Source organism: Rhodopseudomonas sp. BAL398, assembly GCF_033001325.1.
In the GTDB taxonomy this organism is placed as follows: Bacteria; Pseudomonadota; Alphaproteobacteria; order Rhizobiales; family Xanthobacteraceae; genus JARJEH01.
On sequence record NZ_CP133114.1, the window covers coordinates 162,977 to 182,959 of the forward strand.

18 protein-coding genes and 3 pseudogenes are annotated in these 19,983 nt (G+C 58.9%); 7 read left to right on the forward strand and 14 right to left on the reverse strand.

Annotated elements, in window-relative coordinates:
- Nucleotides 1–245: 245 nt before the first annotated feature.
- Both RBJ75_RS29235 and RBJ75_RS29240 read left to right on the forward strand, forming a co-directional pair.
- Nucleotides 246–587: a helix-turn-helix domain-containing protein gene (locus tag RBJ75_RS29235; protein ID WP_044407305.1), complete on the forward strand. Its 342-nt coding sequence runs from the start codon at nucleotides 246–248 to the stop codon at nucleotides 585–587.
- Nucleotides 577–1,869 (forward strand): type II toxin-antitoxin system HipA family toxin, encoded by a 1,293-nt coding sequence (locus RBJ75_RS29240; protein ID WP_044407301.1) that lies wholly within the window; start codon nucleotides 577–579, stop codon nucleotides 1,867–1,869. The genes RBJ75_RS29235 and RBJ75_RS29240 overlap by 11 nt, the downstream gene beginning before the upstream one ends.
- A gap of 396 nt (nucleotides 1,870–2,265) precedes the next feature.
- On the opposite strand, the gene RBJ75_RS29250 is transcribed toward RBJ75_RS29240, so the two are convergent.
- The 5 genes and pseudogenes from RBJ75_RS29250 to RBJ75_RS29270 all read right to left on the reverse strand — a co-directional run bounded on the left by RBJ75_RS29250 (nucleotide 2,266) and on the right by RBJ75_RS29270 (nucleotide 6,993).
- A complete protein-coding gene (locus tag RBJ75_RS29250) occupies nucleotides 2,266–3,105 on the reverse strand; it encodes an HNH endonuclease (protein ID WP_152647629.1) in 840 nt (279 codons plus the stop codon).
- A gap of 3 nt (nucleotides 3,106–3,108) precedes the next feature.
- Nucleotides 3,109–4,623: an ATP-dependent nuclease gene (locus RBJ75_RS29255; RefSeq protein ID WP_080900916.1), complete on the reverse strand. Its 1,515-nt coding sequence runs from the start codon at nucleotides 4,621–4,623 to the stop codon at nucleotides 3,109–3,111.
- Between the two features lie 366 nt (nucleotides 4,624–4,989).
- A pseudogene (locus RBJ75_RS29260) lies at nucleotides 4,990–5,490 on the reverse strand (MFS transporter); the annotation flags it as partial.
- Nucleotides 5,476–6,622, reverse strand: a pseudogene (locus RBJ75_RS29265) (NAD(P)-binding domain-containing protein); the annotation flags it as partial. The pseudogenes RBJ75_RS29265 and RBJ75_RS29260, both read right to left, overlap by 15 nt.
- 50 nt (nucleotides 6,623–6,672) lie before the next feature.
- A complete protein-coding gene (locus tag RBJ75_RS29270) occupies nucleotides 6,673–6,993 on the reverse strand; it encodes an ArsR/SmtB family transcription factor (RefSeq protein ID WP_044407298.1) in 321 nt (106 codons plus the stop codon).
- A 124-nt stretch (nucleotides 6,994–7,117) separates the two neighbouring features.
- On the opposite strand from RBJ75_RS29270, the gene RBJ75_RS29275 reads away from it, so the two are divergent.
- The 5 genes and pseudogenes from RBJ75_RS29275 (at nucleotide 7,118) to arsH (ending at nucleotide 10,170) form a co-directional block, all read left to right on the forward strand.
- On the forward strand, nucleotides 7,118–7,480 hold the full coding sequence (locus tag RBJ75_RS29275; RefSeq protein ID WP_044407296.1) for an ArsR/SmtB family transcription factor: 363 nt from the start codon (nucleotides 7,118–7,120) through the stop codon (nucleotides 7,478–7,480).
- A complete protein-coding gene (locus tag RBJ75_RS29280; RefSeq protein WP_044407293.1) occupies nucleotides 7,473–8,000 on the forward strand; it encodes an arsenate reductase ArsC in 528 nt (175 codons plus the stop codon). Before RBJ75_RS29275 ends, RBJ75_RS29280 begins: the two co-directional genes overlap by 8 nt.
- A 2-nt stretch (nucleotides 8,001–8,002) precedes the next feature.
- Nucleotides 8,003–9,058 (forward strand): ACR3 family arsenite efflux transporter, encoded by a 1,056-nt coding sequence (arsB, locus tag RBJ75_RS29285; protein WP_276156651.1) that lies wholly within the window; start codon nucleotides 8,003–8,005, stop codon nucleotides 9,056–9,058.
- Nucleotides 9,055–9,458 (forward strand): annotated as a pseudogene (gene arsC / locus RBJ75_RS29290) (arsenate reductase (glutaredoxin)). Before arsB ends, arsC begins: the two are co-directional and overlap by 4 nt.
- Entirely contained in the window at nucleotides 9,448–10,170 is a 723-nt protein-coding gene (gene arsH / locus RBJ75_RS29295; RefSeq protein ID WP_173427386.1) for an arsenical resistance protein ArsH, read from the forward strand. The pseudogene arsC and the gene arsH overlap by 11 nt, the downstream one beginning before the upstream one ends.
- 449 nt (nucleotides 10,171–10,619) lie before the next feature.
- Here arsH and RBJ75_RS29300 read toward each other — a convergent pair whose 3' ends face one another.
- From RBJ75_RS29300 to RBJ75_RS29340, 9 genes are all read right to left on the reverse strand, one after another.
- Entirely contained in the window at nucleotides 10,620–11,324 is a 705-nt protein-coding gene (locus RBJ75_RS29300) for a c-type cytochrome (RefSeq protein WP_044416271.1), read from the reverse strand.
- On the reverse strand, nucleotides 11,321–11,458 hold the full coding sequence (locus RBJ75_RS29305) for a hypothetical protein (RefSeq protein ID WP_173427387.1): 138 nt from the start codon (nucleotides 11,456–11,458) through the stop codon (nucleotides 11,321–11,323). Before RBJ75_RS29305 ends, RBJ75_RS29300 begins: the two co-directional genes overlap by 4 nt.
- A gap of 8 nt (nucleotides 11,459–11,466) precedes the next feature.
- Nucleotides 11,467–14,661: an efflux RND transporter permease subunit gene (locus RBJ75_RS29310; protein WP_044416273.1), complete on the reverse strand. Its 3,195-nt coding sequence runs from the start codon at nucleotides 14,659–14,661 to the stop codon at nucleotides 11,467–11,469.
- Nucleotides 14,658–16,085: an efflux RND transporter periplasmic adaptor subunit gene (locus tag RBJ75_RS29315; RefSeq protein WP_276156652.1), complete on the reverse strand. Its 1,428-nt coding sequence runs from the start codon at nucleotides 16,083–16,085 to the stop codon at nucleotides 14,658–14,660. The genes RBJ75_RS29310 and RBJ75_RS29315 overlap by 4 nt, the downstream gene beginning before the upstream one ends.
- Nucleotides 16,082–16,486, reverse strand: coding sequence for a FixH family protein (locus tag RBJ75_RS29320; protein WP_044414446.1), 405 nt, complete (start codon nucleotides 16,484–16,486; stop codon nucleotides 16,082–16,084). The genes RBJ75_RS29315 and RBJ75_RS29320 overlap by 4 nt, the downstream gene beginning before the upstream one ends.
- 106 nt (nucleotides 16,487–16,592) lie before the next feature.
- Nucleotides 16,593–16,949 carry a hypothetical protein gene (locus RBJ75_RS29325; protein WP_044414443.1) on the reverse strand — a complete coding sequence of 119 codons (357 nt, stop codon included), beginning with the start codon at nucleotides 16,947–16,949 and terminating at the stop codon, nucleotides 16,593–16,595.
- Nucleotides 16,950–17,380: 431 nt separating this feature from the next.
- A complete protein-coding gene (locus tag RBJ75_RS29330; RefSeq protein ID WP_080901121.1) occupies nucleotides 17,381–18,058 on the reverse strand; it encodes a class I SAM-dependent methyltransferase in 678 nt (225 codons plus the stop codon).
- A 113-nt stretch (nucleotides 18,059–18,171) separates the two neighbouring features.
- On the reverse strand, nucleotides 18,172–18,813 hold the full coding sequence (locus RBJ75_RS29335; protein ID WP_044414442.1) for a DUF1109 domain-containing protein: 642 nt from the start codon (nucleotides 18,811–18,813) through the stop codon (nucleotides 18,172–18,174).
- A 49-nt stretch (nucleotides 18,814–18,862) separates the two neighbouring features.
- Nucleotides 18,863–19,717, reverse strand: a complete 855-nt coding sequence (locus RBJ75_RS29340) for a trypsin-like serine peptidase (RefSeq protein WP_080901120.1) — start codon at nucleotides 19,715–19,717, stop codon at nucleotides 18,863–18,865.
- Nucleotides 19,718–19,983: the final 266 nt, after the last annotated feature.

Here is a 19,983-nt window from a genome sequence, read left to right on the forward strand (position 1 = left end):
CCACGGCGGAAGAAGGCGGGATGTGAAAATCCGGTCATCCGCGTGCAGCGAACTTCAGCGTTGAGTGCGATCGTGTGTGAGCCACCACGCAGATCGGGCCTCCCCAAAAGACCGATAGTATGCTCTTAAGAGCACCAAATCTGTCTTATTGTGCTCTCAAGAGCACGATACACTTGCTGTTAGGATGTTTTTGCCTATATGCTCTTAAGAGCCTCAAAACCGGGATTTGGAGCCCTTAAGAGCATATGACCGCTAAGAACAACTTAGTCCAGGCGCCGCCCTTCGAGGTCGATCGAGCCTTGAAAAAGCTTGGTGCCGATCTGCGCACGGCACGCCTGCGACGCAACCTGACCGTCGAGGCCACTGCCGCCAAGATCGGGACCGGCCGTCGTGCCATCCTGGATGCCGAGAAGGGCAAGATCTCGACGCAGATCGGGGTCTATGCGGGCCTGCTGTGGGCCTACGGCCTCGTCGACCGCTTCAGTGACGCAGCCGATCCGCGATTCGATGAAGAGGGCCAGCGCCTCGCCTTGATTGGGGATCGTGTCCACGCCCGCAGCCCGAAGGGATTGGACAATGAGTTCTAACGTCACGCCAACAGAATGCTTCGTCTACGTTACTTTGCCCGGTCAAACCGCGCCGGTTACGGCGGCGCGGTTTGAGCTTACCAAAGACAGGCGCGACATTGCGATCGGCAGACTGGTCTATGGCCGCACCTATCTCGCCCGCGCCGAGGCCGTGCCGATCGATCCGATCGAACTCAGGCTTGCTAATCAGACCTATGGAACCGTCAGCATGAAAGGCTTGTTCGGCGCGCTGCGTGATGCAGGGCCGGACTACTGGGGCCGCCGCCTTATCGAAAGGCATCTCGGTGCTGCCCAGCTCAACGAGATGGATTACCTGCTGCACTCACCTGATGATCGGGCGGGCGCCCTCGGCTTCGGACTGAATCAGCAGCCTCCGGCGCCCAAGCGGGATTTCAACAAGACCCTCAGCCTCGCTCGGCTGCAGAAGATCGCCGATGCAATCGTCGATGAAGAAGATCGCCCCGATGACGCCGAAGTCGCTCAGGTCGAAGAACTGCTGCTGGTCGGCACGTCAATGGGCGGTGCGCGGCCGAAGGCCGTGGTCGAGGACACCGATGGGCTATGGATCGCCAAGTTCAACAGGAAGGACGACAAATGGAACAACGCGCGCGCTGAACACGCCATGCTCATGCTCGCACGGGCATGCGGTATCACGACGGCGGAAAGCAAGGTGATCGTCGTCGGCGGTCGTGACGTCCTCATGGTCAAACGCTTTGATCGCGAGCGGGCCGACGGTGGTTATCTGCGCGCCCGCATGCTTAGCGGTCTGACGCTGCTTCGCGCCGAAGAGGGGCATGACACGCGCGATCGATGGTCCTATGTGCTGCTGGTCGAAGAGCTGCGGCGAGTTTCGGCCAACCCCCGGGGTGATGCTGCCGAACTGTTTCGCAGGATGTGCTTCAACGCATTGATTTCGAACACCGACGATCACCCGCGCAATCATGCGGTCATGGCAATGACTCCTGACTGGAACCTATCGCCAGCCTACGATCTCACGCCGGGACCCTTGATCAGTGAGGAGCGGCGCGATCTCGCCATGATCTGCGGCGACGCGGGCCGCTATGCCAATGCCGAGAACATTGTCTCGCAAAGCATGCGCTTCCTGCTTGAAAAAGACGTGGCCGAAAAGATCGTGTCGGACATGGAAGAGCAGGTTCGAAGCAAGTGGTATGAGGTCGTACGGCGGGAGGGGCTCTCGGAAGCGGACTGCAACACGATCAGCCGGTCCTTCGTCTACCCGGGCTTCCGGTATCCTATATCACGAGCCGCGCCACCGATCTGACCCTTTGATCTGCTAAGTGCCTGCCAGTGAGCACGAACGCCGCGCCGGCGCGACACGTGCGAGAAGTGCGGACTTTATTTTCTCGAGATGCGCATCATCCCTTCTCGTTGCGAACAGCCCAGGTCGCCAATCCTGGGTCACGCCACACCTTGCTCGGCGCCAGCCGTATCCCCGCGTTGATCACCTACGAAGAAGTCCCCGAATCCACCAGCGGTAAGAAGACTTCGTCGACGATCTCGTTGATGGCTTTGTCTGACAGAGGCTCGAACGTCATCAGAATCTCATGGCGCGCAAGGTCCGTCGGAAGCAGCACGATCCGCGGGGTGAGGCGGGCAGCGACGATCTCGCCACGATTGATCGCGCGTCCCAGGAGAACCGACCCTATTTTCAGGTAAATCAGCTTTCCTCGATCAGCTTGAACCCGCCGTTGCAAAACTCATCGCTTGCCGCAAGGCCCCAATAGAGCGCCGCGCGCCACGCATTCAAATTGCCGCGCTGGCGGCTGCGCGCGGTGTGCTTTAGTTCCGATCGAAGGATGTCTGCACCGCCGGTAAAATTGCGCCGAAACGTGTCCTTGCATTCGACCAATTCGACTGCGGCACTCCCCGCGTACAATGACCCGAGTTCGAACAGCTCAAAATGTCGCCGCGCTCTGGCTATACGCGCCGCCGGCACTCCGGCGACGGGGTCGATGGAAAAACTGACCTGCACGGTGTTGGTAATACCGATCGTTGCTCGGAGAATCCGGTGCGAACTCCAGTCGTCAAAATACGGATGAAATGTCTGTTCGGCGTGTGCGCGAGGCGCATGTTCCTGTTTGACTTTGTTACAATCCGAACAGCTCGGCACCAGGTTGGCTGGAAAGACGGCAAACTCGGGATACCCTGATTGCGGCAGATAGTGATCGAGCGTTTTGACGTCCCGCGCGCCACAGAGCGGGCAGCGTCGATACTTCGCGCCCGCCCGCAGGCGGTCATAGACCGGGCGCCCTTTGCCACGGACGAGAACGCGATCATAGACGTTAGAAAGATCTTCCTTGCTGACACCGTCGGGATCTTCAGCCATCAGCTGGAAGAGTTCTGTGCGAGTCGCCAATTCCAGATATTCGGTCGCGCGCTCCCCGATCCGTTCGGACAGGGCAAGAAGCGCACTGCGAAGTTTTGGGTCTCGGGTGCGCGCTGCCAATCCGCGAAACACCACCTCTGCATCATCCGTTGGACACGAAATCGCAATCACGGCTCAGCGCTCCTCCCAGAGCGCGCGAACTAGTGCGCGGCCCTCGGCACCTATATGGTCCTCGAAGGTCGCCAGTGCCTGGTCGACAGTGTTTGATCTTGAAACGACGTCCGAGATCAGCGCGTGATATCCGCTTGCGGTGAATTCAACCCGAAAAATCTCGCGTGTCAGCAGCCCGACATTCTCAGCAAAGGTTTCGACCTCTGGACGCTCGATCCCAATGCTTGCTCCGTCACGGAAAAACAGCGACACACAATTGCTGGGTACTTCCTGAGCAATGACGGGTGAGTGAGTGGCCAGAATGGCCACGCCGTTGCGTTGCGCCAATAGACCCGAGAGCGCACGGACGAACGATGCCGCGAGCGGGGGATGAAGATGGGCTTCCGGCTCGTCGATCAGAACCAGCGTTCGCTCGCTGACCAGCTCGACTAACCGCGTCATGGTGAGCAACACAATCTTGTGGCCGGAGCTTGCCGCGTCAAACAATTGAACTGCAGTGTTCTCGAAGTCGTCTTGCGGCAAGTCGGCAAGTCGTTCTAATCGCAGTGCGGCAAAAAGCGGATCGCTTTCCAGGATGCGCATGGCAGACCGCCATCGCGGCTTTCGCGAGCTGCGCAGGCATTTGAGGGTACTCGCGACAAAGTCAGTGCGCAGATCAGCTGTCGTCTTATTTCGTGCCTCATGCCTACCGCTCTTCAGGCGCACGTTCTTCTTCAGGCCAATATAGGCGTATTGCAGGCCTGTGGCGGTCCCATCATTGGGTATGGCGGGGTCAAATTCATCGAACGCGCTGAAGGCCACGGTGACAAGGTTTGCGAAGCCTTCCTCACCATTGAGCTCATCGTCGTCGGTGATGAAGGTCAGGCGTCCGAGCGATCGTTTCCGCCCGACCCGCAGTAGGGTACTGATCGAACGAAGAAGTGTTGTTTTTCCGACGCCGTTGCGGCCGATAATGGCATGAATATTTGTCGGCGGAACCGCGTCGGGGGTCACCTGAACTTCGATGACGGCATCGTCCGATTCGGGAAACTTGTACCGGAAATGGAACGGCGTCAGCATCGCCTGCTCGTGTGCAATGGTTCTGAGTTTGGTCAACTCTCGTGCCGAAACAGACCGGAGCAACGACGTCTCGAACGCGGTTTCGTTCTGGACGGCGGCGAAAATATCATCATTCCAGACCACGTCCTGCAGTGCTTCGAAAATCGCGATGCGATCCTCTTCATCGACCGCAATTAGATTTTCGTAATATTCTTGGCTTTGTCCAAGTGATGCATATTCCGGCCCGAGGGCGGCAAAGCCGTCTTCGACCTGGGTGTATCCGTGGCGCATGTTGCGTTGCATAATCTTAACAGCGCCGATGTCATGACGGGTACCATCGCCGTCCAAATAGATAAGCGAGAACGCCGTTTTATAGGAATAGTCGTCCCAATTATCGGTTACGAGAAAACATTGCCGGCCACCGGCAATGTCGCGCTCCACGCGCGAACTGCGCGAATACGGTATGACCGTGAACTGCAAGGGGAATCTCCAAGCGGCGGCGTATGCAGGTCGCCGAATAAAATTGAGTAAAATTGATACGTGCTTTGCGGCGATCCCGCTAGCATCGGGCGGCTGCCGGGTGCTTGAGAACCCTTTGCGCCCTTACTAATGGGGAGGATGAGATGGGTTGATTTCAGAAGGGTCGCCTCGTGTGACATACGTCGCAGCTAGCAAGGTCGGATGGACGACTTGTTTCTGCCATAAGGAGTGCCTATCCATTGCTGTGAAATCTCTTATTTCTTCAACTATTTCAATTACTTATGTTCCATAATCTATATTATGCGAATCAAATTTCTAACCTGCTTAACAGCGGCCGATGTTATTAACGGTGGGATCGCAATGCCATCAGCTTTTCGCCTCTTCGGCCACGGTGTTCTTGGTTGCATGCCTTGGCACCAATAACAGCGCAGCGAATGCGACAAGACTCAGTAACGACAATACAACCAGAACCCCTCCCCATAGTGGATCAATCAGCAGGCTGAATCCCAACGGAGCCAATGCCTGACAAACGCGCGAAGGTGCGCCCAATAATCCAAGCCGATAGCCATAGTTTTCGGGGCCGAAGATCGCCAGCGGCAACGTTCCCCGAGCGATCGTGAGCAGGCCGTTGCCTGCGCCGTGAAGCAAAGCAAATGCCGCGGCCGCAGGCCCTCCGAATATCCCGATCACGCAGGCATCGATCGGATGCGTGATGCAGGCAAGCCGCGTCGAAAGCAATGGATGGAATCTGCCAAGCGTACTCGCTTCAAGGACATGCGCCGCGACCTGGGCCGGACCGATCATCATCCCCGCAAAGACGGCCTGCCCCGGTGTGGCACCGAACGCCTCGACGATGCGCGGTAGATGTTCACACCCCGTGATCATCAGGAACGTCGGCGCCCGCCCATAGGACTTCATGCCGGCGAGATACAGCCCCGGTTCATCCTGCCGGAGTTCGGGGGCGCACCGTCCCGCAACTGTGTTCGTTTGGATCGATCAAGGGCGCTAGATCGACCGGGGCCTCGATCGCGGAATCCAGGCGCAACCGCATTTCGCCCAGAAACGAGAGATCGGGCCGGAATCCCGTCGCCACGATCAACTCATCGACGACGACGTGGCGGCCGCAGCAGGCTAACCCTGCCCCGATGCGTAACCGTTCTCCCAACGCGGAAACGTGCGTGACGCCGAAACCATTCCACCTTGATCCTGCCGTTGGCAACGAGGCCAGCAAATACCGCGCCCAATTCGCCACGGGCGACCAACTTGTCGTTGGCACCTCCGCCGAATGCTTTCGACGGATCGGTGCCGCGGAGAAGCCAGATGACCTCCGTTGTCGGGGCCTCATCGCGAAGGCGCGCCAGATCGGTCAACGTACCGATGGCGGAATGGCCTGCGCCGAGCACAGCAACGGTTTTGCCCTTGTACCGCTCCCGATCGTTTCCGGAGACGTCAGGCATTCCATAGATGATCCGGCTTGCACAGTCCCGTTCCCCGATTGCAGGAAGCCCGTTCGCGCCCGCGGGATTGGGAGACGACCACGTTCCAGACACGTCGATCACGGCGTCGGCCCGCAAGACCTAAGGCCCCTTGCCGTTCTGAAACCGGATTTCGAACGGCGCGTTCTCACGGCCTCTCGTCTTTGCCTTGTCGAATCCGACGCGGCTGATCGCCGTCACGCGACTGGATGTCCGGATGACATCCTTCAGCGGCGTCTTGGTCCCAAGGGGATCGAGATAGTGGTCGAGCAACTCGCCGCCCGTAGGATAGACTTCCGGATCGGGGGATTCCACCCCGTTGAAGCCAGCAGGCGAGCCGCCGCGCCGTCGATGTTGTACTTCCAAGGCGAGAACAGTTGAACGTGCCGCCACTGCCTGACCGCGTGACCGGTCCGCTCTCCAGCCTCCAGCACGATCGGTGTCATGCCGCGTTCCATCAAGTGAGCGGCGGCGGCAAGACCGACGGGATCCCCGCCGATGACGGCTACGGTTTTCGATGTCATTTTCCATTCTCCATATTTCTAGAATGACCGAAATTTAAGGTCCGAAAGACTTAGGCAGCGGTCTTTGTCTCGTTACATCCGGTGGCTTCGTCGGCACAGCATTCAGCCACGAGGAAATCCACCAGCCCACGCATCGTGTCGTACTCGGCATGACACACGAGCGTCGTCCCTTCCCGGACTTGCCGGATCAGGCCGACGCTCACCAGCGACTTGACGTGATGGGACAAGGTGGACGGAGCGACCTTCAATTTTTCCTGCAAACGGCCAACGGGCATTCCGGACTGCCCCGCCCGCACGAGCGTCCGATAAATCCGGAGCCTCGTCGGATTGCCGAGGGCTTCGAGGCGCGATGCTGCGTCGATGAGTTTCATGCCAGAATACTGAGCGGGAAGCTTTCTGGAGTCAAACCATATTTCTAGAATATTCGAAATATAAGTACCTCCGATTTCCTCGAAACAGGTTGACAAAATCGAATATTTCCATAAGTCTGGATATATGGAAATCGAACAAGCCATTCTGGCGCTCGGCGCCCTCGCTCAGCAAACCCGCCTCCAGGCCTTCCGGGTCCTGGTACAACATGAACCCGATGGATTGGCCGCCGGCGATCTCGCGCGATTGCTTGAGGTGCCGCAGAACACGCTTTCGGCCCACCTCTCCGTGCTGACCCGGGCCGATCTCGTGACGTCCGAGCGGCACAGCCGTTCGATCGTGTATCGGGCGAACCTCACAACCTTCCAGGCGATCACCGTCTTCCTGTTGCAGGACTGCTGCGGCGGTCGACAGGAAATTTGCGCGCCCATTTTCGAAAGTCTCGTCCCTTGCTGTCCGCCTCCGAAGAAGGAGAAATCTCGTGCCTGACCGCGTCTATAACGTCCTGTTTCTCTGCACGGGCAATTCCGCCCGCTCAATTCTGGCCGAATCCATCCTGCGCAAGGACGGAAGCGACCGCTTCCGCTCATTCTCCGCAGGTAGCCAACCGAAGGGAGCGGTCAATCCGGTTGCATTGCGCGTACTGGCCAGCCTCGACTATCCCACGGACGGTTTGCGTTCGAAGAGCTGGCAAGAATTCGCCGCTCCGGATGCGCCCGTGATGGACTTCGTCTTTACGGTTTGCGACGGCGCCGCCGGGGAAAGTTGCCCTGTCTGGCCGGGGCAGCCGATGACGGCGCATTGGGGCATCGAAGACCCCGCGGCCGTGGAAGGAATCGACATCCAGAAGGAAGCCGCGTTCGTTGCCGCACTTCGCTACATGAAGAATCGCATTTCGCTATTCACCGCTCTTCGGCTTGCTTCGATCGACAGAATGGCGCTCGGCACCAAACTTCATGACATCGGAAACTCCGAGGGCTCGACGTCGGACCGACCTCAGGTGGCCTGATCATGAATACGTTCGAACGATATCTGTCTCTATGGGTCGCCCTTTGCATCGTCGTGGGCATCGGCCTCGGCCAACTGGTGCCAGGTTTCTTTGCCGCGGTTTCAGGCGCTGAAATCGCGAAGGTCAACCTGCCGATCGCGGTGCTGATCTGGCTCATGATCATCCCGATGTTGCTGAAGATCGACTTCGCCGCCATGGGGAAAGTCACGGAGCACGCGCGCGGCGTCGGCGTGACCCTCTTCATCAACTGGGCGGTCAAACCATTCTCGATGGCATTGCTGGGGACGCTGTTGATCGGTCATGTGTTTGCGCCGATGCTCCCGGCTGACCAAATCCAGTCCTACATCGCCGGTTTGATCTTGCTGGCGGCAGCGCCCTGCACGGCGATGGTCTTCGTCTGGTCCAATCTCGTGGGCGGCGAACCCCACTACACGCTGGGCCAAGTGGCGCTCAATGACGTGCTGATGGTGTTCCTGTTCGCGCCACTGGTCGGCCTGCTCCTCGGCGTGGCTTCCATCACCGTGCCATGGGAAACACTGTTGCTGTCCGTTGTCCTCTACATAGTGGTTCCGGTCGTCATCGCGCAGGTATGGCGTCGCGCCTTGCTCAACATCGGTTCGGCCGCATTCACCCGGACCCTAAGTCGGCTCGAGCCGCTATCCCTGATTGCCCTCCTCGCCACCCTGATCCTGCTGTTTGCATTCCAGGGCGAACAGATTGTCGCGCAGCCCGCCGTCATCGTCATTCTCGCAATCCCGATCCTGATTCAAGTCTACTTCAATGCGGGTCTCGCCTATTTGCTCGGTCGGCATTTCGGCGTGGCGTGGTGCGTGGCCGCACCCGCCGCGCTGATCGGCGCCAGCAATTTCTTCGAACTCGCCGTGGCGGCGGCCATCAGCCTGTTCGGGGTGAATTCCGGAGCGGCCCTTGCCACGGTCGTTGGCGTGCTCGTCGAAGTGCCCGTGATGCTTTCGGTCGTGAAGATCGTGCGGATGTCTCGCGGTTGGTACGAATCGCGCCAACCCGAAAAAACCAAAAGCGCTGAGGTTCGCTCATGAGCGTCACCATCTACCACAATCCGGATTGCGGAACGTCCCGCAACACCTTGGCGATGATCCGCCAAAGCGGCGTCGAACCGGAAGTGATTGAGTATCTGGAACAACCGCCGTCGCGCGAGAAGCTGGTTGAATTGATCGCCCGCATGGGCATACGCCCTCGCGATCTGCTTCGGCAAAAGGAACGCCTTACGACGCGCTCGGTCTGGCGGATTCCAAGTGGAGCGACGACGATTTGATCGACTTCATGACTGCTCATCCGATCCTGATCAACCGCCCGGTCGTCGTGACATCCAAGGGCGTCAAACTCTGCCGTCCTTCGGAAGATGTGCTGTCCATTCTTCCGAACCCGCATATCGGACGGTTCGTGAAGGAAGACGGTGAAATCATCAATGCGAACTGAAATGCAAGATTTGCCAAACATCAACGACGAAGCCTTCGTCCATCCCGATCCCGGATCACTGCATCGCCCAATGCCAACCCATCGGCCGAGGATTCTTCTGCTGTACGGGTCATTGCGCGAACGTTCGTTCAGTCGCTTCGCCACGGTGGAAGCCGCGCGTCTCCTGCAAACCTTCGGTGCGGAAACCAGGATTTTCGATCCGTCCGGCCTCCCCCTTCCGGACGACGCTCCGGCGACACACGAGAAGGTTCAGGAACTTCGCGAACTGTCGGCGTGGTCGGAAGGCCAGGTCTGGTGCAGTCCGGAGCGCCACGGTGCGATGACCGGTATCATGAAGGCGCAGATTGACTGGATTCCATTGTCGCTCGGCGCAGTACGGCCAACGCAAGGCAAAACGCTGGCCGTCATGCAGGTCTGCGGCGGTTCTCAATCGTTCAACGCCATCAACCAACTTCGTGTCCTCGGCCGATGGATGCGCATGATCACGATCCCCAACCAGTCATCGGTCGCCAAGGCTTATGAACAATTCGACGACGCGGGACTAATGAAACCGTCACCCTACTACGACCGGATCGTCGACGTCATGGAAGAGCTTATGAAGTTCACGCTGCTGACGCGGGGCGTATCCGGATATCTCACGGATCGTTACAGCGAGCGCAAGGAAACAGTGGAGAAGCTCGCACAGCGGCTCAAGCTCGACGAAGCGCTATGATCTTGGACCCGAGGTCTACGCGAACCAGACCGGCACAGATCTCTAGAGTTAAGAAGAATGGTCCGAGCGGCGATTCCGCTCGGACCAAGGTAAAACCTTCAGTGGTGTACTCATCGGACTTAAAGCTCAGATGCTTCACGCCTCATATGCGGCGTCTGCGGGGGGTCAAAATCCACCAATCGACCGGAAGTGATTCGAACTTCTCTCGCCGCGAGATGCCGCCGTTTTTACGCTTTTTTGCCCGTTGGTCATTCCCCGCTCTTTGCCTGTGCGTAGTTTCGGCGGGAAACGGCGGCTATAGCGTGCTGTGGAGGGCAATCGGCGGTTTGGCGCGCCGTCTCTCAGGCGATGATGCGAACTATATCTACTCCATAGCCCTCTAAAGCCCTCCTTTTGCAAGTCTGATCCTACCGCCAAATTGCAGGGGAGGAGAAGTCGCGCGCCGGACTCTAGCATTTTTTTTGGATGAACCTTCCGATCTCATCAGGTGCTGCGAAGATCACCGCCGCACGATCCCCCATCATTCCCGCAGGCATAATCGCGGGCGCACCTTTCTCTGGCCCGTCGTTGCTTGAATCGGTCATGAAGCGAAGATTGCGTTCCCAGAACGCACGCGTCTTTCCGTCGGCGGTAGCAACCCGATAAGTATCACGGCAATAGGTGATCGCCTTTACCTGCTTGGCGGGCTCGATCTTCTTCAGATTTGGGTCGCGGCCTCCGCCCATCATTCCGCCCCTGCCCTTCATCTGCATCTGCGCGGATTGCGTGGGTGCCGCTCCTGGCTTGGTGGCCTCCCTGAGGAACGCCAACAGGTCCGCGCGGGTGCCGGAGTCCCTGATGCCGTCGAACGGCATGTCGTTGTCGGGCACCATCCGCTTTGGGTCGGTCAACCATCCGTCGAGCGCACGATCGTCCCAGATAATTCCCGACGATTTGAGCGCATCGGAATAGCGATCGAAACCCGGCAGCGACCCGGCTTTCCGTCCCCAGAGGTCAGCCAGACTTGGCCCAGTGATATTGCGGCCGGGTTCGAGCGAGTGGCACGGCGCGCAGGCTCTGAAGTCGCGCTGACCGCGTGCGGCATCGCCCTGCTCGGCGAGAGCCGGCGTCAGCAATGCGACAGCGAGCAGTGCCGCGATCCCGAATTCTCTCATGATCGGTCTCCTTTGTATCCGGACAACAGATACTTGACGAGCGCAGCCGCGGTCAGGATCAGAACGACGATGACCAGCAGCCCGACCAGCGCCACGCCCCACATCATCCCGGGCATCATCATTCCGTTCATCATGGCTCACCTCATTTGGCTGGTTCCGGAATATGCTGCGGTAGTCTCTTTGCAGGAGCCGAAGGCATTACAGATGGATCGCCGCCGCTGCCGCCGTTCGGAAGTCTGAATCCCTTGACCAAGCCGAAGATCGCCGGGATCACGATCAGCGTCAGCAACGTCGACGAGATCATGCCGCCGATCATCGGCACCGCGATCCGCTGCATGATTTCGGAACCGGTACCGGTGCTCCACATGATCGGCAGCAGGCCCGCCATGATAGCAACGACCGTCATCATCTTCGGCCGCACCCGCTCGACCGCGCCTTCCATGATCGCGTCATAGAGGTGTCGACGCGTAACCTTCCGGCCCTTGAGCGTGCATCGCAGTTTGACCTCATCAAAGGCCTGATTGAGATAGATCAGCATCACCACCCCGGTTTCGGCGGCGACGCCTGCCAGCGCGATGAAACCGACGGCAACGGCGACGGACAGGTTGAAGTTCAACAACCACATCAGCCACAGGCCGCCAACCAGCGCGAACGGCAGCGACAGCATCACAATCATGGTTTCGGTGATGGAGCGGAAGTTGAGGTACAGCAGCAGGAAGATGATCAGCAGCGTCACCGGCACTACGATTTTCAACCGCGCGGTGGCACGCTCGAGATATTCGTACTGGCCGCTCCAGACCACGTAATAGCCCGGTGGAAACGCGATGCTGGCCTGGACTGCCTTCTGCGCATCGGTGACATAGCCGCCGAGATCGCGGTCGCGAATGTCGACGTAAACATACGTCGCGAGTTGCCCATTCTCCGTCCGGATCGAGGTCGGCCCGCGATCCAGCGTGATCTTGGCGACCTCGCCGAGCGGGACGGCACCACCCTGCGGCATCGGCACCAGGACGTCGGACGCGATCTTTCGAGGATTGTCACGGAGGTCCCGGGGATACCGCATATTGACGGTGAAGCGCTGGCGGCCCTCAACGGTCGTGGTCACCGTCTGACCGCCCAGCGCGGTGGCGATCACCTCCTGGACATCCTGAATCATGATGCCGTAACGCGCCAGCGCCATCCGGTTGGGCGTTATGTCGAGATAGTATCCGCCGATACCGCGCTCGGCATAAGCCGACGATGTGCCCGGCACCGCCTTTAGAACCCGCTCGACCTGTTTCGCCAGCTTGTCGATCCCAGCCAGATCGGGGCCGATCACCTTGACGCCGACCGGTGTCCGGATTCCGGTCGACAGCATGTCGATACGGGCCTTGATTGGCATGGTCCAGGCATTGGAGACGCCCGGGAACTGCAACGCCTTGTCCATCTCCGCTGTGAGGCTGTCAACCGTCACGCCCGACCGCCATTGCTCCGTGGGCTTGAGGTTGATCACGGTCTCGAACATTTCTGAAGGGGCCGGGTCGGTTGCCGTGGAAGCCCGTCCGGCCTTGCCGAATACCGAGGCCACTTCCGGAAACGACCGGATGATCCGGTCCTGGGTCTGCAGCAGTTCGGCCGCTTTCGTAACCGAGATGCCGGGCAAGGTGGTCGGCATGTAGAGCAACGTGCCTTCGTTGAGGTTGGGCATGAACTCGGTGCCAAGCTGCCTTGCGGGCCAAACGGTGGCTGCAAGCACGGCAACGGCGAGCAGGACCACCAGCGTCTTGGCGCGCAATACGCCCTTGATCACTGGCCGATAAATCCAGATCAGGAACCGATTGATCGGATTCTTGTGCTCCGGAACGATCTGGCCCCGGACGAAAATCACCATCAGCGCTGGCACCAGCGTGACCGACAAAAGCGCGGCTGCCGCCATCGCAAACGTCTTGGTGAAGGCAAGCGGACTGAACAGACGCCCCTCCTGCGATTCCAGCGTGAAGATCGGCATGAACGAGACGGTAATGATCAACAGGCTGAAGAACAGTGCGGGACCGACTTCGGTGGCCGCGTCGATCAGGATGCCGATCCGCGAACGCCCCGGCTCACCCCGTTCCAGATGCTTGTGGGCGTTCTCGATCATGACGATGGCGGCGTCCACCATGGCCCCGATCGCGATCGCGATGCCGCCGAGACTCATGATGTTTGAACCAAGACCCAGCAGCTTCATCGCACCGAACGCCATCAGCACGCCGACCGGCAGCATCAGGATCGCCACCAGAGCGCTCCTGACATGCAGCAGGAATATGATGCAGACCAGCGCGACGACGATGCTTTCCTCGAACAACGTGTGCTTGAGGGTATCGATGGCTCTGTTGATCAAGGTGGATCGATCGTAGACCGGGACGATCTCGACCGATTTCGGCAGGCTGCTGGCGATCTCCTGAAAGCGCTTCTTGACGTTGTTGATGACGTCGAGGGCGTTGACGCCGAAGCGCTGCAGGACGATGCCGCTCGTGACCTCTCCCTCGCCGTTCAGTTCGGTGATGCCGCGGCGTTCGTCTGGACCAAGTTCAACGCGGGCGACGTCCTTGAGCAGCACCGGCGTGCCATTGTTCGTCTTCAGGACGATGTTGCCAAGGTCGTTGATGTCTTTCAGATAGCCCTTGCCGCGGATGACATATTCGAACTCCGACAACTCGACGGTGCGGCCGCCGACGTCGGCATTGCTGGCGCGGATCGCGTCGCGCATCTTCTGCATGGTGATGCCGAGATCACGCATCCGCTGCGGATCGAGAACAACATTGTATTGCTTGACGAAGCCACCGACGCTGGCGACCTCGGCCACGCCTTCAGCCTTCGCCAAGGCGAATTTCAGATTCCAATCCTGGATGGCGCGCGTATCGGCGAGGTTCAATTCCTTCGACATCACCGCGTATTGGTAAACCCAACCAACGCCCGTCGCGTCCGGCCCGATGGTGGGCGTCACGCCCGATGGTAAGCGTGACGCCGCGCCGTTGAGAAATTCCAGCACGCGCGAACGCGCCCAGTAGATGTCGGTGCCGTCTTCGAAAATCACGTAGACGAACGACACGCCGAAGAACGAGAAGCCACGGACCACTTTGGACTTCGGCACAGTCAGCATCGCCGTCGCGAGCGGATAAGTCACCTGATCCTCGACCACCTGCGGTGCCTGGCCGGGATACTCGGTGTAGACGATGACTTGCGTATCGGAGAGGTCCGGAATCGCGTCGAGCGGCAGATGGACCAGCGCATAAATGCCCGCGGCAGCCGCGAATCCGGCGCCGAATAGCACCAGCAGCAGATTGCGGGCCGACCAGGCGATCAGTCGGGCGATCATGGCTGGCCTCCCGCTTCCGAGAAGCCCTTCAATGCGGCCTTCAGATTGCTTTCAGCGTCGATCAGGAAGTTGGCGGAGACAACCACGGGGTCACCTTCAGCGAGCCCCTCACTGACTTCGACATAGTCACCTCCACGATGGCCCAACTTCACCTCGCGCGGTTCGAATCTTCCCTGCCCCTTGTCGACGAGCACCGATTGCCGGGCGCCGGTATCGAGAACCGCGCTCTCCGGAATGGACAGCACCGGTTCGGGCTTTCCGGTGTCGATCTCAGCGTCGACGTACATATCGGGAAGCAGAATGCCGTCCGGATTGGGCAGTTCGACCCGCACCCGTGCGGTGCGGGTTTCTTTATTCACTTGCGGATAGATCACGCCGACTGCTCCGGAAAATGTACGGCCGGGAAAGCTTCGGGCTTTCACCCTAACCGATTGACCGACCGCCAAGACGCCGAGATCGCGTTCCGCTACATCGACCATGGCCCATACAACCGAGGTATCGGCGACTCGGAACAGGACATCGCCCGGCTGCGCCCGCATGCCCTCAATGGCGTTGCGTTCCAGTACGATGCCGTCGCTCGGTGCCGACCATTCGATCGAGATCGGCACCGTGCGGCTCTTCTCCATCGCGACAATCGCCTTGTCCGGAACGTCGAGATTCATCAGCCGCTGCCGCGAGCCGCGTCCATATCGCTCAACGCCCCCGATCGCCGGCGAATTGATCGTTGAAATGTACTCGGCAGCCGCGGAGGCGACCGCCGGGCTGTAGATCTCCATCAGCGGCTGGCCTTTGCTGACCTGCGTACCGGTGGTCACGTTGGCGACCTTCTGCACCCAACTCTCGGCCCGCATGGAAATAACCGAGACGCGGCGCTCGTCGAGCTGGATGGTGCCGGGTGCGCGGATCAATGTCCGGATCACGCGGCGAGTAGTTGGCTCAGACTGAACCCCAGTGCGCTGAATCTTGCCGGGCGACAGCTTGACCGAGCCATCGTCGGTGTCGTCGCCCTCATAGACAGCGATGTAGTCCATCCCCATCGAGTCCTTCTTTGGCGTCGGCGACGTGTCCGGAAGTCCCATCGGGTTGCGGTAGTATTTGATCTTCCGCTCGGACTTGGCCTCGGCGGATTTGGTCTCCCGTGCGTCTGACGCTTCAGCTTCGTCAAAACTGATATCCGCATCTGCCGGAACGGAATGGTAGTCCCGACCGTCTTCGGTCTTCTTGGGCGTCAGCGAATACGAAGGCTTTCCATCGGGGTCCTGGTAGTAGATCGGCGCGCCGGTTGTCCGCGCGGCTGCCGGCGCAATGATGGCGATGCCTGATGGTTCACTCAGCCGAACTGGCATGCGGCCAATGACGAATCCGCCTCCAAGCGCCACGATCAATGCGGCTGCGGCGGCGCTGACAAAGGCGGCGCGGGTCATTGCTGCACCAAGATGACGAGCTTGTTCTCGACGGTGCCGGTCTCACCCTGCACCTTGGCACCTATGGAAAGTTGCCACCGGCCCTGCATCGTGACAGCGGCTTTGAACCGATAGACGCCAGATTCGGTGCCCGGCATCGGCGCGATCTTGGTCGCCATCTCTGCCATGCCGTCCGGAGCCATGTCCAAGCGAGTCGCAAAGATCACGGCGTTCGGAACGGGCTTCCCGTCCCGCTTGCGCACCAACCGTACGGAGATGATCGCGTCGCCCTTCTTGACGGTTTGATCGACGAGTTGGAATTCGTAGTCCTTGATATCGGCGCGCGCGAGTGTGACCGAGCCGGCCATGGCAAGGCTAATGAGCACGGCCTGAAAGGCGCGCGCGTTATTGAAACGCTTCATTTTCGAAATTCCTCGATGTCCTGACGGGCCGCAAATAGCGGCATGGTTTTATCTGCCCGGCATTGAGGCCAAGCAAATAACAGATAGCGTATCGACGCCGATCAGGTCAGGTTCGGGGAGGATGATCCGGAGGATCGCCGATGAGCCCATCAGCGATCAAGTCATCGGGGGCAATGAATAATCTGCCGGGCCGTAAAGAGATCTGAATACCGTCGGCGGAGGTACGTTCCGGCTGAGCGAAGATAAGCGTGCACATCGCAAGCGGACATTCCTTACAGCCATTATTGTTTTGCTTTTCGGACTGGCAGCAAGCCATATCGACCGACATCGCAGATACGCTGGTCATCCGAGCGGAACTCATAGGCAGTTGCTTCGCAACTGCCTGAGTCATCAGCGGGTGCCAAACGAGTCCTACGATCACGAAGATCGCAAAAAAACGGCTGGCGAGTCTGCGGAGTTTCATGATGCTCTTATTGCAGAGATTTGCAGACTTGGGAAGTATCCAGCCCCTTCACAAAATCGCCAATGACGAGATTTTGCATCAAAAACCCTTGCGAAATCATTTAGTTCCGTCAATTCCTGCGCCTTGAACCAATCCGACGAAGCGAACCAGGTCATCGACCCAACACGTCGCCCACCTTCCCTTTTGCCAGCGCCATTGAAGGTGCCCAGCCTCTCAGAACTGCCGACCATATATATTTCGGCTAGCCAGCCCAAAAACGTGGTTCAGTTGCAGCAGCGGATTTTTCCAAGAGATGCCTCGTAAGCGTTACCAACTTGCGTGCCACCGAACCAGCGCCGTTCAGGCTTGCTTTCCCAGACAGGACGAGTTGCGGCGCGCAGCGTTGGCATATTGGCTGGACACGGCGGCTCGTTCCTCGGCCACCCCATAAATTAGCGCTTTCGTGCCTTCACGATCGAAATCCGTCCTGACTCGAATGAATGAGATGACATCCGTGACGCGCCTGCGAGGCCAGCTTTCGCTAGAAAATCAACCCAACTACCGTCGAAGTGTGGCGTTACCGCAGCGGCTCCTGAGATGCGTGCCGCTAGCTCGAGAATCCGCCGTTCTTTAGCATTTTCCGGCTTGTCGAAATCGACTGCTCGTAACGTCCCACCATGCCGTAGAACCCGGCCCATCTCTTTAATAATGCCGAGCTTCTCCTCCGGAGGACTGTCATGGAGCGCAAGCGTACAAATAACCGCGTCGAACGAACCTGCGTTCAGCGGAAGCTTGCCCAGAAGAGAAGCGTGAACAACAGTAATGTTCCCGAGCTGCTTCCGAGCAGCACTAAGCCGCATCCTTTCGGCAGCCTTTGAGTTTGGGTCCACAATGACGAAAGTTGCTTCGGGATATCGAAGCGCGAGCGAAATCGCCGTGGAGGAACTGTGCGGCCCAAAATTGAGTATCCGATCACCTGCCTTGGGCTTAAGAGAAGCGACGAGTTCTTCCTGCCAGCTTGCATCGCGAGCCAAGATGGCAAACGAAAGATTATAAAACAGTTTAGCAACCCAAAATCGGTACCGGACTAATAGTCCTGGCGAACCTTGCTTGATAGATGACTTGATCACCGTTCGTCTCCGCCGGCGTTAAGTTGGTGTACGGGCCGCCAACGGACCTGTCCGTGTGGCGCAGCATAGCAACTGTTCGTCGACCAAGACGTACGACGCCGACATCAAGCAAATCACCACTGCAGCAGGCCCGGGCCGAGCTTGCTCCCCACGACGGCACAGATGACGATCGGGAAGCTGTACCAAAGTGCGATCGATGGAAGCGCCCCATCCACACAAGGGAAGGCGCACGCCAATGCGGCAAGGCCGCCTGCCACGAGACCGGCGATTTCGCCGGCGCGCGTTGGATCGGTCGACGCCCCCACGCGCAGGCCCCAGATAATGCACGCGAAAGGTAAGACCGCGAGCACTGGAATCGCGACAAGACATATCGACCAATCCCGCCCGACGATCATGCCGGCCCAGCCAGACCAATGAGACGAAGCGAGAGCCACGGTCGCCGATACCGCGACCGCAGCGAACGGAATGAAGACGAGCTTGGGAAGACTGTGCATCTGCGCTTCAGGACGTGTTAGCTGTGGCAAGAATACCGCCGCGGTTGCAGCAACGCCTGACGCAAAGAAGATCTTGATCAACAGGGTGTCCAGGGTTCTTCCACTCGGAAATTCAAGGCGAGGATTAAAAAGCAGGACCATCGCACCGAAAGCTGCCGCTGCGCCGAGCGCGACGGCGAGGATCATCGTCCACATGATGCGCCGGCGCCCCACCGGCGTGAGGTCTGCGGCGAGTAACTCAATCAGCTGGTCGGTTGTCATGGCCTTCCCTTCTCGCGCTGATAGCCATATTGAATCCGCATCGCAGCGATCAGTAATCTCCGGAGTTAACAGTTTGGACAGGACCGTTGTCCAGCCGCCTGGAGAGTGCGAGCGCCGCTTCCGAAAACATCCCGGAACCGACGGCCTGATTGCCGACAAATTTTCCAACGTGGCCTTCCGCGTCACTCGCAAAGATCGAAGCGGTGTGGATGCCGATGAGGGCGTAACCTGACCCGTCTCGCAGCAGTAGCGGGGCTCCAGAAGAACCAGGCCGCGCCACACAGGTGTGAAGGAGTGTATCCCATACCAGATCGCGAACACTGCAGACCGGATCGACGCTAAGGACTTCGGCGTTGCCGATATCGTTCGAATACGCCGGCAAGAGGATTTGCCGTTCAGACAACTCTTCGGTCCTCAACGAACGATGGCTCAGAAGAAGCGGCTGGACGTCTGTAGGCGCGCGATTAAGAACAAGTATAGCCCAATCTCTCGAAGCATCCCGGACAGATTCGTGCGTAAGGCTCTGCTTCGATCCGACGGCCCAGACTGTTGCCTGGAAGGGTCCAAGATCAGCTCCCGCTTGATAGGCCAGATGGAACGAAAAATTGGATTTTCTTGTCGTGCCGTCTCTTTCAGTGACGCAATGACCTGCCGTAATGATGATCCTTGGATTGAGCACGATCGCTGCTGTACACGTCATTGTTCCTTTGAATTTTCCGATCGCCGAATAAGGCGCCAAGCTTGCATCGACGATCTGATGATGGTCGATCTCAGAGCCGCTATGCCATGCATCGTCGCGCTGGCCTGCTGAATGCGGATTGAAGCCCGAGGGTAACGCAGTAAATGCAACGGGAAGCAAAACGACAAGGCTTCCCAGTACGGCCAAAGTTTGTGAGGTTATCATTTCGTCCTCCCGGTCATTGCGTTGTCGCAATGCCAACCAATGGGATAACGGTTCGGCTGTTGACTGCTGATCTCAGGCGCCGCGCATTGAGATTATCGTCCGCCAGCAATCCGAACGATTAACCGCCGAAATGAATTGTTCGAGGACGCCTTCAGGCTTGATGTTGACCTGATGCGCACGAACCTGCGATGCCCGCGGGTGCGGCCATCTCAACTGATGACGATAAGTCTCGGCGGAGGTGGATCAGGTGCGCGGCCGTGATCGAG

What these genes read in the sequence shown, in the direction of transcription:
- RBJ75_RS29270 (WP_044407298.1), bottom strand. Translation starts at nt 6,993, where the DNA reads ATGAAACTCATCGACGCAGCATCGCGCCTCGAAGCCCTCGGCAATCCG.
- RBJ75_RS29325 (WP_044414443.1), bottom strand. Translation starts at nt 16,949, where the DNA reads ATGAAACTCCGCAGACTCGCCAGCCGTTTTTTTGCGATCTTCGTGATC.
- RBJ75_RS29305 (WP_173427387.1), bottom strand. Translation starts at nt 11,458, where the DNA reads ATGATGAACGGAATGATGATGCCCGGGATGATGTGGGGCGTGGCGCTG.
- RBJ75_RS29335 (WP_044414442.1), bottom strand. Translation starts at nt 18,813, where the DNA reads ATGACAACCGACCAGCTGATTGAGTTACTCGCCGCAGACCTCACGCCG.
- arsB (WP_276156651.1), top strand. Translation starts at nt 8,003, where the DNA reads ATGAATACGTTCGAACGATATCTGTCTCTATGGGTCGCCCTTTGCATC.
- RBJ75_RS29275 (WP_044407296.1), top strand. Translation starts at nt 7,118, where the DNA reads ATGGAAATCGAACAAGCCATTCTGGCGCTCGGCGCCCTCGCTCAGCAA.
- RBJ75_RS29340 (WP_080901120.1), bottom strand. Translation starts at nt 19,717, where the DNA reads ATGATAACCTCACAAACTTTGGCCGTACTGGGAAGCCTTGTCGTTTTG.
- RBJ75_RS29235 (WP_044407305.1), top strand. Translation starts at nt 246, where the DNA reads ATGACCGCTAAGAACAACTTAGTCCAGGCGCCGCCCTTCGAGGTCGAT.
- RBJ75_RS29315 (WP_276156652.1), bottom strand. Translation starts at nt 16,085, where the DNA reads ATGACCCGCGCCGCCTTTGTCAGCGCCGCCGCAGCCGCATTGATCGTG.
- RBJ75_RS29310 (WP_044416273.1), bottom strand. Translation starts at nt 14,661, where the DNA reads ATGATCGCCCGACTGATCGCCTGGTCGGCCCGCAATCTGCTGCTGGTG.
- RBJ75_RS29240 (WP_044407301.1), top strand. Translation starts at nt 577, where the DNA reads ATGAGTTCTAACGTCACGCCAACAGAATGCTTCGTCTACGTTACTTTG.
- arsH (WP_173427386.1), top strand. Translation starts at nt 9,448, where the DNA reads ATGCGAACTGAAATGCAAGATTTGCCAAACATCAACGACGAAGCCTTC.
- RBJ75_RS29320 (WP_044414446.1), bottom strand. Translation starts at nt 16,486, where the DNA reads ATGAAGCGTTTCAATAACGCGCGCGCCTTTCAGGCCGTGCTCATTAGC.
- RBJ75_RS29300 (WP_044416271.1), bottom strand. Translation starts at nt 11,324, where the DNA reads ATGAGAGAATTCGGGATCGCGGCACTGCTCGCTGTCGCATTGCTGACG.